We start from the raw sequence: 12,035 nt of genomic DNA on the forward strand, positions 1-12,035 counted from the left end.
ATCCATGTCCTCTCGCGAAATCCGCATCGCTACCCGCAAAAGTGCCTTGGCCTTGTGGCAGGCCGAATACGTCAAAGCCCGTCTGCAAGAGGCTCATCCAGGCCTTGCCGTGACTCTTGTGCCCATGGTCAGTCGCGGTGACAAACTGCTGGACTCGCCCCTGTCGAAAATCGGTGGCAAGGGCCTGTTCGTCAAAGAGCTGGAGACCGCGCTGCTGGAGAACCAGGCCGATATTGCCGTGCACTCGATGAAAGATGTGCCCATGGACTTCCCCGAAGGCTTGGGCCTGTTTTGCATCTGCGAGCGTGAAGATCCGCGCGACGCCTTTGTCTCCAATACCTTCGCCAGTCTCGACGAATTACCGCCCGCCAGCGTGGTCGGCACCTCCAGCCTGCGTCGCCAGGCCCAGCTCCTGGCGCGCCGCCCGGACCTGCAGATCCGCTTCTTGCGTGGCAACGTCAACACTCGCCTGGCCAAGCTGGATGCCGGTGAATATGACGCGATCATCCTCGCCGCGGCTGGCCTGATCCGCTTGGGCTTTGAAGGCCGTATTCGTTCCTCCATCAGTGTCGAGGACAGCCTTCCGGCGGGTGGCCAGGGTGCCGTAGGCATCGAATGCCGCAGTGCCGACACAGAAATCCACGCCTTGCTGGCGCCCTTGCATCACGCCGACACCGCCAGCCGGGTCACGGCCGAGCGAGCGCTGAACAAGCATCTCAATGGCGGCTGCCAGGTGCCGATCGCCTGCTACGCCGTATTGGAGGGCGAGCAGCTCTGGTTGCGCGGCCTGGTAGGCGAGCCCAGCGGTGGCATGTTGCTCAGTGCCCAGGCCCGCGGCTCGCGCGAGCGTGCTGCCGAACTGGGTGTACAAGTGGCGGACGAACTGTTGTCCCAGGGTGCTGGTGACATCCTGCGCGCCGTTTATGGCGAGGCGGGAGAAGAGTGACCGATTGGCGCCTGCTGCTGACCCGGCCGACCGAAGACTGTGCCGCGCTGGCAGCGGTCCTGGCCGAGTCCGGTGTTTCCAGCAGTTGCCTGCCATTGCTTGAGATCCAGGCCTTGCCTGTCACAGACATCCAGCGCTCGTGCCTGCTTGAGCTGGAGCATTATTGTGCGGTGATCGTGGTCAGCAAGCCGGCTGCGAGCCTGGTCCTGGAACTGCTGCGTGAATACTGGCCGCAGCCACCGGCACAGAGTTGGTTCTGCGTCGGGGCTGGAACGGGGCAGATCCTGGCGGATGCCGGGTTGCAGGTGTTTTATCCACAGGCCGGTGATGACAGCGAAGCCTTGCTAGAACTTCCCCAATTGCGCGAGGCTATCGCTCGGTCCGAGCCACGAGTGCTGATCGTGCGTGGAGAAGGAGGGCGCGAACTGCTCTCTGAGCGTTTGCGCAGCCAAGGTGCTAGTGTCGATTATCTGGAACTCTATCGTCGATGCTTGCCGCACTACGCCGAAGGTACGCTGCTCCAGCGGATTCTGGGGGAACGCTTGAACGGGCTGGTGGTCAGCAGTGGACAGGGTTTCAGCCACCTGCAGCAACTGGCCGGTCCGGCCTGGCCGCAGTTGGCGAAGATGCCATTGTTTGTTCCAAGTCCCCGGGTCGCTGAAATAGCGCGTGCCGCCGGGGCGGAAAAAGTTGTGGATTGCCGCGGCGCCAGTGCCGCGGCTTTGCTAACGGCGCTACGGGAGCAACCCGTGCCCGTTCTCTAACACAAAGGATGGATACGTGAGCGAAACAGCCTTGCCTAAAGATGAAGTCCAACCGGTGTCCGAGGCACCGGTTGTACCCACGGCCCCAACTGTTGAGCGTCGTGGCAACGGGTTGGCGATACTGGCCCTGTTACTGGGGGCGGCGGGTATCGCTGTAGGTGGCTGGGGAATCTGGCAGGTGCGCAGCCTGCAAGCCAACAACCAGCAGCAGTTGAGCCAGTTGCAGGCCCTGGGTGACCAGGCCCAGAGCTTCAAGCTTAGCGAGCAGCGCCTGAGTACCCGGCTGGAGCAGCTACCTGCAGCCGACGAGCTGGAGGACCGGCGTCGCCTGGTGGCGCAGTTGCAAGGCGACCAGCAGCGTCTGAGCCAGCGCTTGGAGACCGTGCTCGGTGCCAGCCGCAAGGACTGGCGCCTGGCCGAGGCCGAGCACCTGCTGCGCCTGGCCAGCCTGCGGTTGTCCGCGCTGCAGGACATCAGCAGTGCCCAGGCCCTGGTCCAGGGTGCGGACGATATCCTGCGCGAGCAGAACGACCCGGGCGCTTTTGCGGCCCGCGAGCAATTGGCCAAGACCCTGGCGGCCCTGCGCAGCACCGAACAGCCCGACCGCACCGGGTTGTTCCTGCAGCTGGGTGCCTTGCGCGACCAGGTGCTGGAGCTCAGTGCGGTGGCTCCGGAGTACAAGGATCGCGGCGACTCCTTGCTGGGCCTGACCGCCGATGGCGACGGCGCCAGTCGCTGGGCGCAGTGGTGGGACCAGATCTCTCGCTATTTCCGCATCGACTTCAATGCCGACAAGAACATTCGCCCTCTGCTGGCTGGCCAGGGATTGACCCAAGTACGCCTGGCCCTGAGCCTGGCGCTGGAGCAGGCCCAGTGGGCGGCGCTCAATGGCCAGGCGCCGGTCTATACCCAGGCCCTGACCGAAGCCCGCGATGTACTGACCAGCCACTTCAACCAGGACAACCCCCAGAGCAAGCTCATGCTCCAGCGCCTGGCTGAGTTGAGCAAGCAGCCGGTCACCGTGGCGACTCCAGACCTGACCAAGACCTTGAGCACCGTCCAGGCCTATCTGGAGCGGCGCAACCTGAGTGTTGAAGAGTCGGTCAAACCTGTGGCCAAGCCTGCGGCGAATACGGCCCAGGAGACCAGCCCATGAAGCGCGCCTATGTGATTGTCCTGCTGCTGATTGCCGCCGTCGGCCTGCTGGGCTTGGCCATTGCCGAGCACCCCGGATACGTGCTGATCGCCTATAGCAACTTCCGCTTCGAATCGAGCCTGTGGGCGACGCTGGCCCTGGTGGCGCTGATCTGGCTGGTGATCTGGGGCATCAAGCTGCTGGTAGAGCTGGTGATGGTTTCCGGTGGCGTGGTCAATCCCTGGTCCCGGCGCAATCGTAGTCGCCGAGTGCAGATTGCCATCGAGCAGGGTCAGATGGATCTTGCTGAAGGTCGCTGGGCCAGCGCGCAGAAACATTTGCATCGTGCCGCCGAAGCCGAGCGCCAGCCGCTGCTGTACTACCTGGGCGCAGCCCGGGCGGCCAACGAGCAAGGCCATTATGAAGAGTGCGACAACCTCCTGGAGCGGGCCCTGACCCGCCAGCCCCAGGCTGAACTGGCCGTGGCCTTGAGCCATGCCCAGTTGCAGACCGATCGAGGCGATACCGAAGGTGCGCTCAGCACCTTGCAGGCCATGCACGAGCGTCATCCCCACAGCGTGCAGGTGTTGCGCCAGTTGCAGCGCCTGCATCAACAGCGTGGTGATTGGTCAGCGCTGATCCGCCTGTTGCCTGAGCTGCGCAAGGACAAGGCCCTGCCGGCCAGCGAGCTGCAAGAGCTGGAGCGTCGTGCCTGGGGCGAGAACCTGGGGCTGGCTGCGCGCCGCGAAGAGGATCAGGCCAGCGCCCAGCAATCCCTCGATCGGGCATGGCAGCAATTGACCGCGGCTCAGCGCCAGGAGCCACAACTGGTGCTGGCCTATGCCGAGCAACTACGGCAGATGGGCGCTGGAGCGGCGGCTGAAGAAGCGCTGCGTACAGCCCTCAAGCGCAAGTACGAAAGCCACCTGGCACGGCTTTACGGGCTGGTGCGTGGTAGTGACCCTGCACGGCAGTTGCAGTCGGCCGAGCATTGGCTGAAGGAGCATGCGGATGATCCGAGCCTGCTGTTGACCCTGGGCCGCCTGTGCCTGCAGAACAGCTTGTGGGGCAAGGCCCGCGACTACCTGGAAAGCAGCCTTCGCCTGCAGCGCAATCCCGAAGCCTGTGCCGAACTGGCGCGTCTCCTGGCGCAGCTGGGGGACACCGAGCGTAGTAACCAGCTGTTCCAGGAGGGCCTGGGATTGCTGGATGAGCGCTTGCTGGCATCGCCGTTGCCGGTTCCGGCGCGGGCCTGACGTCTCATCGGGGCCGGTAGCCTGCTAGGGCTATCGGCCTTTTCTTGACCCGGATGCACGGTTCCCTGCCAACTCTTTGCAGCCGAGGCTGGCATGGCGCTTCTTGAAAGCGACGAGCGCTTTCTCTACCGTGGCTGCCTGTTCTTCCGTTACGGATATCTCATGTTGCTGGCCGGCTCGCGCTCGCTGTTCTCCCTGGTGTTCCTGGTGGGGGCCTTGGCCTCGTGGGCGGCATTCAGCTTGCAGGCCGGCGGTGGCCTTGAGGCCTGCCCGCTGTGGGCGGTGCAACGAGTCCTGATAGTGATGTTCGGCGGTGTCAACCTGCTGGCGGCGTTGCACGGGCCTGCCCGCTGGGCGCGCGCGGTGTATTGGGGGCTCAACCTGCTGCTGGGGGGCATCGGTGTGATGACCGCCGGGCGCCATGTGCTGTTGCAGAACATTCCCTCCGAACAACTCTTGGCCTGCTTGCCGGACATGCCCTTCATGCTGCGCAACCTGTCCTGGTGGCAGGTTCTGCAGTTGCTGTTCGTCGGGACCGCGGACTGCGCCGAAATCACCTGGACGCTGCTGGACATGAGCCTGCCGGAGTGGAGCTTGCTGTTTTTCCTGATCGTCCTGGGCTTCAGCGCCTATCGTTTGCAGCGCTGGCTACGCGCTGCGCGCAAGGTCACGGCATTGCCCTGAGTCAGTGTCAGCGGATTAAACGCTTGTATGAACTTTATCTCCTGCGTACCTTGAAGCTGTTGTCGAGCGGGCATAATCTGGCCCGCACCTGTCATTGGAATTCGCTTGCTCGATGCTGTTGCGCCTGACTTGGTCCTGGGTTCCATTGGGCCTCGGGCGAATGGCATGACCCTTGAGGGAAGAGAGATCACCATGCTCGAAAGTTGTCAGAATGCTCAGGAACGCTGGGGTGGAGTTCATCTGCTGATCGACCGCTGGTTGCAGGAGCGTCACGAACTGGTTCGAGCCTATGATGTGCTTGGCGCCGAACCCGAGTCGCTGAGTGAGAGCAAGAAGCCCTTGCAAGAGTTCTGCGCGATCCTGGTGGACTACGTCTCCGCCGGTCATTTTGAAATCTACGAACAACTCACCAGCGAAGCCAAGGCCTTTGGCGACAAGCGCGGGCTGGAGTTGGCCGATACCCTCTATCCACGCATCGACGTGATCACCGAGAAGCTCCTGGCTTTCAATGACCTGTGCGATGCCGGGCAATGCGTAGCGCAGAAGTTCAAGGAACTGGGTGGCTTGTTGCATGAGCGCTTCGAGCTTGAGGACTGCTTGATCGAAGTGCTGCACAACGCCCACAAGCAGGAAGTGGCAGCCCAGGCCTGAGCGTGGGGGACCATGAAAAACGGCACGCCTTGGCGTGCCGTTTTCGTTTGCGCAGTGCTAGCCAGCAGTGCCCAGTAACTCGATTTCGAATACCAGGGGCGTATAGGGGGCGATCAGATCGCCGGCACCTTCGGTTCCGTAGGCCTGGTTCGATGGAATCACCAGGCGCCATCTGGCGCCGGTCGACATCTGTGGCAGTGCGCTGCGCCAGCCAGCGATCACGCTGTCCAGGCGGAACCATTGCGGCTGCTGGTTCTGATCGAACACGGTGCCGTCGGGCAGGCGTCCGGTGTAACGAACCTGGACCGAACCATTGGGGCTGGGCTTGTTGCCGCTACCAGGCGCCAGTTCAGTCAGGAGTATGCCGTCCGCCAGTTGGCGAACCCCGGGCTTGGCTTTTTCCTGATCGAGAAAACGGCGTTCGTTTTCCAGTGCAGCTTCAGTTTGCGACTTCAGCGATTGCTCGCTGATCTGGGCATCGTGCTGGGCGAGGATCTGCTCGATACGTTCGTTCTTGAGGGCCAGTGGCTTGCCCTGGTACGCCGCTTTCAAGCCTTCCACCAGGGCTTGGATCTTGAGGTCGGGTACTTCGTCGCGCAGGCGTTCGCCAAGACTCGCCCCCAGGCTGTAGGCCAGATCGTGGGCGTCGTCGGGTGTCGGTTCGACCGCGGCCTGGGCCAGCGGCAAGAACAGACTCAAGGACAAAAACAGGTAACGCGACATGGGCACTCTCCGGCCTGAGTAGCGGTGGATTATGCCAGCGACGAAGGACTCGTTGGTGGGCAACTTCGAAGGGGGTGAAGAACATTTTCAATCGGCTGCAACGCTGGGCTTTCGATACTGTCAACATGGCCTAGCGGCGGTAACAGCAGAGGTCTAGTATGAGCCGCAACTCACGTCAGCCAGGAGGTAAACCATGTCGGCCAATAAGAAGCCTGTAAATACTCCGTTGCACTTGCTCCAACAGCTGTCGAGCAGCTTGCTCGAACACTTGGAAAACGCTTGTTCCCAAGCCCTGGCTGATGCTGAAAAACTGCTCGCCAAGCTGGAGAAACAACGCGGCAAGGCCCAGGAAAAACTGCACAAGTCACGTACCAAATTGCAGGACGCAGCGGCAGCTGGCAAAGCCAAGGCCCAAGCCAAGGCCAAGGCTGCAGTGCAGGAACTCGAAGATTTGCTCGATGCGTTGAAAGAGCGCCAGGCACAAACTCGCGGCTACATTCTGCAGCTCAAGCGTGATGCCCAGGAAAGCCTGAAGTTGGCCCAGGGCGTTGGCAAAGTGAAGGAAGCTGCAGCCAAGGCGCTGAACACACGCGATGCCAAGCCAGCCGCGTCCTCGCCAGCCAAGCCAGCCGCAGCCAAGCCTGCCGTCAAGACGGCTGCCAAGCCTGCAGCGAAGAAACCGGTCGCCGCGGCTGCCAAGCCCGCTCCAGCCAAATCCGCCGCTGCCAAGCCTGCTGCAAAACCTGCAGCCAAGCCTGCCGCTGCCAAACCTGCGGCCGCCAAACCGGCGCCAGCTAAACCAGCTGCCAAGGCCGCAGCGAAACCAGCAGCCAAACCTGCTGCAAAACCAGCGGCCAAGCCTGTGGCGACCAAGACCGCTGCCGCCAAGCCTGCTACCGCGAAGCCCGCAGCCAAGCCCGCTGCGGCCAAGGCACCGGTAAAGGCTGCGGCCAAACCAGCAGCCAAACCAGCAGCCAAACCTGCGGCCAAGCCGGCTGCTGCGGCCAAGCCAGCAGCGTCCTCGGCAGCCAAGCCTGCCGCTGCCAAGCCTGCGGCCAAGCCAGTGGCGAAGAAGCCTGCCAGCAAACCTGCAGCTGCCAAACCCGCTGCCAAGCCTGCTGCCGCCAAACCGGCTACCCCTGCTGCAGCCAAGCCAACCCCGGCCGCCCCTGCAGCTTCACCCGCTCCAGGCGCCGCAAGTACCCCGGCCGCCGCTCCAGCGACCACCGCTACCGGTACTACCTCCAGCGCTTCCTAAGCGCCATTCACCGCGGTGCGCAGCACCAGCAACGCGTCGCGGTCGGCGGCTTCGGTCGCCAGTCCTTCCAGCCAGTGGTCCAGGCTTCCTGCCTGGGCTGCAGGCCAACTTCTGACCTGCTCTTGCAGGCGCAACAGCAACTGCCGTTCGGCCTCCAGTTCCAGGGACTTGAGCTGCTCACGCAACAGGCCAAGGTCGCTATCGGTGGCAGCTGCCGCGCGCCAGTCGATGCGCAAGGCCCGCAGCGGTTGAATCACTTCGCGCTGCCACGGCCCGGCCAATGCCTTGAGCCGCTCCAGGCGCTGCCCATCGCACTCCACGCCCCGCCAGCCAAGCCAGGCGCCGCAGAGCAGCAGGCAGACATCGGCGCCGCCATCCTGCAAGCGCAGGCAGGCCTCCTGCACGCCGGGCAGGGCGTAGGTCTTGAGGGAAAAACTCCACAGGTCCGAGGACATAGTGCTACTCGCGCCAGTTGCGAGCGAAGCTGGTAGACTCCGCCGCCATTATGATTCGACTTCAGAACCTGACTTTACAGCGTGGCCCGCAACGTCTGCTAGAAGACGCCGAGCTGACCCTGCACGCCGGCCAGAAAGCCGGTCTGATCGGTGCCAACGGCGCCGGCAAATCCAGCCTGTTCGCCTTGCTGCGCGGTGAGCTGCATCCGGATTCGGGTGACTGCTTCCTGCCCGCCGACTGGCGCATCGCCCACATGCGCCAGGAGGTCGATACCCTCGAACGCCTGGCGGTGGACTATGTGCTCGATGGCGACCTGCGCCTGCGCGAGGTGCAGCGCGACCTGGCCGCCGCCGAAGCGGCCCAGGACGGTGCTGCCCAGGCACGCCTGCATGCCGAGCTCGACAGCGCCGATGGCTATACCGCCGACGCCCGGGCGCGCAAGCTGCTGGCCGGGCTGGGGTTCACCAACGAACAGATGGATCGTCAGGTCGGCGATTTCTCCGGGGGCTGGCGGATGCGCCTGAACCTGGCCCAGGCCCTGATGTGCCCATCGGATCTGTTGCTGCTCGACGAACCCACCAACCACCTGGACCTGGATGCGATCCTCTGGCTGGAAGACTGGCTCAAGGGTTATCCCGGCACCTTGCTGCTGATCTCCCACGACCGCGATTTCCTCGATGCCGTGGTCGATCATGTGGCCCATGTCGAGCAGCGCAAGCTCACTCTTTATCGCGGTGGCTACAGTGCCTTCGAGCGCGCTCGCGCCGAGCGCCTGGCCCAGCAGCAGCAAGCCTACGAGAAGCAGCAGGCCCAGCGCGCGCACATGGAAAAGTACATCGCCCGCTTCAAGGCCCAGGCCACCAAGGCCCGCCAGGCCCAGAGCCGGATCAAGGCCCTGGAGCGCATGGAAGAGCTGTCGGCGGCCCACGTCGATTCGCCTTTCGACTTCGTGTTCCGCGAATCGCAGAAGATTTCCAGCCCGCTGCTCGACCTGTCCGATGCTCGCTTGGGCTATGGCGACAAGACCGTGTTGGAGAAGGTCAAGCTGCAGCTCACTCCGGGAGCGCGGATCGGCCTGCTGGGCCCCAACGGTGCTGGTAAGTCGACCCTGATCAAGAACCTCTCCGGTGAGCTGTCGCCGCTGGCCGGGCGCCTGACTCGCGGCGAGAACACCGTGGTCGGCTACTTCGCTCAGCACCAGCTGGACTCTCTGGACTCCAAGGCCAGCCCGTTGCTGCACCTGCAGCGCCTGGCGCCCACCGAGCGTGAGCAGACCCTGCGCGACTTCCTCGGCGGCTTCGACTTCCGGGGAGCCCGTATCGACGAACCGGTGCTGAATTTCTCCGGTGGCGAAAAAGCCCGCCTGGCCCTGGCGCTGATTGCCTGGGGACGGCCCAACCTGTTACTGCTCGACGAACCCACCAACCACCTGGACCTGGAGATGCGCCTGGCCCTGACCATGGCCTTGCAAGAGTTCAGTGGCGCGGTACTGGTGGTCTCCCACGACCGTCACTTGCTCAAGAGCACCACCGACAACTTCCTGCTGGTGGCCGACGGCAGGGTCGAGGAGTTCGACGGCGACCTGGACGACTACGCCCGCTGGCTGGTGGATTACCGCCTGCGCAATGCTCCGGTCAGCCCCTCTGTCGTGAACGCCGACAAGACCGACAAGAAGGCCCAGCGCCAGGCTGCCGCTGCCTTGCGCCAGCAACTGGCACCGCACAAGCGCGAAGCTGAGAAGCTTGAGACCGAACTGGGCAAGGTGCATGTGCGCCTGGCCCAGATCGAGACCAGCCTTGGTGACAGTGGGCTCTATGAGGCGGCCCGCAAGGATGAACTGCGTGACCTGCTGGCCGAGCAGGCCAAGCTCAAGGTCCGCGAAGCCGAGCTGGAAGAAGCCTGGATGGAAGCCCTGGAACTGCTGGAGAGCATGCAGGCGGAGCTGGAGGCGTTGTCCTGATGGAGACCCTGCAACTGCCGTTGCCGGCGCAGTGGATCGGCCCGTTGTGGCTTGGCGTGCAGATCCTGCTGATCCTCCTGGCAGGCTACCTGGCCCAGCGTTTCGTGGCCCGAGGCCTGACCCGCCTGGGCCAGCGCTATCCGTTCCCGCCGCAGTTGCTGATGCCCCTGCGGGGTGGCCTGCGTTGGCTGATCATGGGCAGCGCGGTGATCTTCGTGCTGGAGCGCCTGGGCGTATCGGCCACGGTGTTGTGGACCGCGTTGTCCGGTTTTGTCGCGGTGGCAGCCGTGGCGTTCTTCGCCATGTGGAGCGTGCTCTCCAACCTGCTCTGCGCGATCCTGATCTTCACCGTCGGCCCGTTCCGCCTGGGCGATGTGGTGGAGCTGGTGGATACCCTCGACAAGCCGGGAATCAAGGGCCGGGTGGTGGCCATCAACCTGCTGTACACCACGTTGATCGAGCCCGAGGAAGCCGGTACCGGCAGTGCCATGGTGCAGGTGCCCAACAGCTTGTTCTTCCAGCGTTCGGTACGCCGCTGGCGTGGCACTGATGTGCTGCCCGTAGGCCTGGACGAAAAATAGCCAACCCTGTAGCGCTGGCGAAGGCTGCGAACCACTGCGCAGCAGGCACGGCCCTGGGGGCCACCAAGCTCCTGAGGGGTGACGGCAGCGGCTGGGCCGGCAGCACTTCCCGATAAAAAAACATGGTCAGCTGCGGATCGGAGGATTAGCTTAGGCAGTCACGTCCAATTCGATCCGAGGTGTGCGATGGTGCTTGAGACATGGCTGGCGTTTTTCGCCGCCAGTTGGGTAATCAGTCTTTCTCCGGGAGCCGGCGCGATCGCGTCGATGTCCTGTGGCCTGCAATATGGCTTCTGGCGCGGTTACTGGAACGCCCTGGGACTGCAACTGGGCCTGGCCATGCAGATTGCCATCGTCGCGGCGGGTGTCGGCGCGATCCTGGCAGCTTCCGCCACGGCCTTCTACGCCATCAAATGGTTCGGCGTGGCCTACCTGGTGTACCTGGCAGTCAAGCAATGGCGCTCCGTGCCCAGCGATCTTAGCGACGACGCGGCCATCCGGCCGATCGGCAAGCCCCTGGCCCTGGTGTTCCGCGGGTTCCTGGTGAACATCAGCAACCCCAAGGCCCTGGTGTTCATGCTGGCGGTATTGCCACAGTTCATCGACCCCCATGCGCCGTTGCTCAAGCAGTACCTGATCCTTGGCGCCACCATGATCGTCGTCGACCTGATCGTCATGGCCGGCTATACCGGGCTGGCTTCCAAGGTCCTGCGTCTGTTGCGCACCCCGGTCCAGCAGCGGCGTATGAACCGTACCTTCGCCGGCCTGTTCCTGGGCGCGGCGGGCTTGTTGGCGACCATCCGCAAGGCTGCGGTCTAGTTGTCCCGGCAAAAAAAAGGCGACCTGCGGGTCGCCTTTTTCATTGCCTGCCTGCTCAGCGCAGGATCACCGGAGCGGTGTCCGCTGGCAGGTTGTTGCGGGCCGGCGCCTGGCCCTGGGGCGCGTAGCCGCCGCGGCCCAGTTGCTCGGCCATCTGCCGGGTGACATCCTCGCCCAGGGCCTTGGAGACTTCGCGTACCACCCGTGGGCGGTTCAGCGAGACACGAATGTCGCGACTGTTCACCAGCTTGGTGTCCTGGCCTTCGCCCATGGCGGTGAACGCCGAGGTGATCTCGAAGGTGCGGGTGTTGATCAGGCTGAAGTCCGCCACCAGGGTCAGGCCCAGGACCGCCGAGTAGCTGTTGGTTTCAGCAATCTCGTTGATGTCCTGGGTGAAGTCGATGTCCGACACCGTGCCGAACAGCACGTAGTCGGCACCCTTGAAGTTGCCAGCCTTGATGCGCTTGATCACGTCGTAGACGTTGGCCTTGGACGACTCGGTGTGGGGCGAACCCTGCACCAGCTGGAACATCCCGGACTTGAGGATCCCGCCCTTGATGTCGCCGGTGAACTTGCGCAGCTCGCCTTCCTCGATGTAGCTGGTGCTGGCTTCCAGCTCGTTGTAGCTGGATGAGCCGCTGGCGCTGTAGTAGCCCTCGCGGTAGTTCTGCTGGGCAGAGACCACGTGGATGTATTCTTCTACGCGCTCCTGGTAGGCCAGGTCCATGACTGCGACTTTAGGGGCCGCCTGTGCGCCGAACGCGCAGGCCAGGGCCAGGATGCCAATCCATGCACGCATTGC

Annotated in this window: 13 protein-coding genes; 10 read left to right on the plus strand and 3 right to left on the minus strand. The window is 63.6% G+C overall.

Annotated features, from left to right (window positions below):
* The first annotated feature begins 4 nt into the window (after positions 1-4).
* The 6 genes from hemC (at position 5) to C4K39_RS18080 (ending at position 5,436) form a co-directional block, all read left to right on the plus strand.
* A complete protein-coding gene (gene hemC, locus C4K39_RS18055; RefSeq protein WP_068575950.1) occupies positions 5-946 on the plus strand; it encodes a hydroxymethylbilane synthase in 942 nt (313 codons plus the stop codon).
* Complete coding sequence (locus C4K39_RS18060; protein ID WP_124347113.1) at positions 943-1,710, plus strand: uroporphyrinogen-III synthase; 768 nt, start codon at positions 943-945, stop codon at positions 1,708-1,710. The genes hemC and C4K39_RS18060 overlap by 4 nt, the downstream gene beginning before the upstream one ends.
* Before the next feature lie 16 nt (positions 1,711-1,726).
* Entirely contained in the window at positions 1,727-2,866 is a 1,140-nt protein-coding gene (locus tag C4K39_RS18065) for a uroporphyrinogen-III C-methyltransferase (RefSeq protein WP_068575954.1), read from the plus strand.
* Entirely contained in the window at positions 2,863-4,101 is a 1,239-nt protein-coding gene (locus tag C4K39_RS18070; protein ID WP_124347114.1) for a heme biosynthesis protein HemY, read from the plus strand. Before C4K39_RS18065 ends, C4K39_RS18070 begins: the two co-directional genes overlap by 4 nt.
* Before the next feature lie 93 nt (positions 4,102-4,194).
* Complete coding sequence (locus C4K39_RS18075; RefSeq protein WP_225926546.1) at positions 4,195-4,785, plus strand: disulfide bond formation protein B; 591 nt, start codon at positions 4,195-4,197, stop codon at positions 4,783-4,785.
* Positions 4,786-4,977: 192 nt separating this feature from the next.
* A complete protein-coding gene (locus C4K39_RS18080; protein ID WP_068575960.1) occupies positions 4,978-5,436 on the plus strand; it encodes an Rsd/AlgQ family anti-sigma factor in 459 nt (152 codons plus the stop codon).
* Between the two features lie 57 nt (positions 5,437-5,493).
* On the opposite strand, the gene C4K39_RS18085 is transcribed toward C4K39_RS18080, so the two are convergent.
* Positions 5,494-6,159 carry an FKBP-type peptidyl-prolyl cis-trans isomerase gene (locus tag C4K39_RS18085; protein WP_124347115.1) on the minus strand — a complete coding sequence of 222 codons (666 nt, stop codon included), beginning with the start codon at positions 6,157-6,159 and terminating at the stop codon, positions 5,494-5,496.
* A 193-nt stretch (positions 6,160-6,352) separates the two neighbouring features.
* Between C4K39_RS18085 and C4K39_RS18090 the strand changes: the two genes are divergently transcribed.
* Complete coding sequence (locus C4K39_RS18090) at positions 6,353-7,417, plus strand: AlgP family protein (RefSeq protein WP_124347116.1); 1,065 nt, start codon at positions 6,353-6,355, stop codon at positions 7,415-7,417.
* Here the strand turns inward: C4K39_RS18090 and C4K39_RS18095 are convergent.
* Entirely contained in the window at positions 7,414-7,872 is a 459-nt protein-coding gene (locus tag C4K39_RS18095; RefSeq protein WP_068575966.1) for a TIGR02444 family protein, read from the minus strand. The genes C4K39_RS18090 and C4K39_RS18095 overlap by 4 nt on opposite strands.
* A 50-nt stretch (positions 7,873-7,922) precedes the next feature.
* Here C4K39_RS18095 and C4K39_RS18100 point away from each other — a divergent pair, with 50 nt between their 5' ends.
* The 3 genes from C4K39_RS18100 to C4K39_RS18110 all read left to right on the plus strand — a co-directional run bounded on the left by C4K39_RS18100 (position 7,923) and on the right by C4K39_RS18110 (position 11,233).
* Complete coding sequence (locus tag C4K39_RS18100; protein WP_124347117.1) at positions 7,923-9,833, plus strand: ATP-binding cassette domain-containing protein; 1,911 nt, start codon at positions 7,923-7,925, stop codon at positions 9,831-9,833.
* Positions 9,833-10,414, plus strand: coding sequence for a mechanosensitive ion channel family protein (locus C4K39_RS18105; protein WP_068575970.1), 582 nt, complete (start codon positions 9,833-9,835; stop codon positions 10,412-10,414). Before C4K39_RS18100 ends, C4K39_RS18105 begins: the two co-directional genes overlap by 1 nt.
* 186 nt (positions 10,415-10,600) lie before the next feature.
* The gene (locus C4K39_RS18110) at positions 10,601-11,233 is read left to right on the plus strand and encodes a LysE family transporter (protein WP_031320684.1); all 633 of its coding nucleotides are present in this window, start codon (positions 10,601-10,603) and stop codon (positions 11,231-11,233) included.
* A 55-nt stretch (positions 11,234-11,288) separates the two neighbouring features.
* On the opposite strand, the gene C4K39_RS18115 is transcribed toward C4K39_RS18110, so the two are convergent.
* Complete coding sequence (locus C4K39_RS18115) at positions 11,289-12,032, minus strand: penicillin-binding protein activator LpoB (RefSeq protein ID WP_068575972.1); 744 nt, start codon at positions 12,030-12,032, stop codon at positions 11,289-11,291.
* Between the last annotated feature and the right edge of the window lie 3 nt (positions 12,033-12,035).

The organism is Pseudomonas sessilinigenes (assembly GCF_003850565.1).
Classification (GTDB): Bacteria; Pseudomonadota; Gammaproteobacteria; order Pseudomonadales; family Pseudomonadaceae; genus Aquipseudomonas; species Aquipseudomonas sessilinigenes.

Bases quoted from the DNA above. Each gene is read 5' to 3' on its own strand.
- C4K39_RS18115 (WP_068575972.1), bottom strand. From the start codon at position 12,032: ATGCGTGCATGGATTGGCATCCTGGCCCTGGCCTGCGCGTTCGGCGCA.
- C4K39_RS18080 (WP_068575960.1), top strand. From the start codon at position 4,978: ATGCTCGAAAGTTGTCAGAATGCTCAGGAACGCTGGGGTGGAGTTCAT.
- C4K39_RS18070 (WP_124347114.1), top strand. From the start codon at position 2,863: ATGAAGCGCGCCTATGTGATTGTCCTGCTGCTGATTGCCGCCGTCGGC.
- C4K39_RS18100 (WP_124347117.1), top strand. From the start codon at position 7,923: ATGATTCGACTTCAGAACCTGACTTTACAGCGTGGCCCGCAACGTCTG.
- C4K39_RS18085 (WP_124347115.1), bottom strand. From the start codon at position 6,159: ATGTCGCGTTACCTGTTTTTGTCCTTGAGTCTGTTCTTGCCGCTGGCC.
- C4K39_RS18075 (WP_225926546.1), top strand. From the start codon at position 4,195: ATGGCGCTTCTTGAAAGCGACGAGCGCTTTCTCTACCGTGGCTGCCTG.
- hemC (WP_068575950.1), top strand. From the start codon at position 5: ATGTCCTCTCGCGAAATCCGCATCGCTACCCGCAAAAGTGCCTTGGCC.
- C4K39_RS18090 (WP_124347116.1), top strand. From the start codon at position 6,353: ATGTCGGCCAATAAGAAGCCTGTAAATACTCCGTTGCACTTGCTCCAA.
- C4K39_RS18095 (WP_068575966.1), bottom strand. From the start codon at position 7,872: ATGTCCTCGGACCTGTGGAGTTTTTCCCTCAAGACCTACGCCCTGCCC.
- C4K39_RS18105 (WP_068575970.1), top strand. From the start codon at position 9,833: ATGGAGACCCTGCAACTGCCGTTGCCGGCGCAGTGGATCGGCCCGTTG.
- C4K39_RS18110 (WP_031320684.1), top strand. From the start codon at position 10,601: ATGGTGCTTGAGACATGGCTGGCGTTTTTCGCCGCCAGTTGGGTAATC.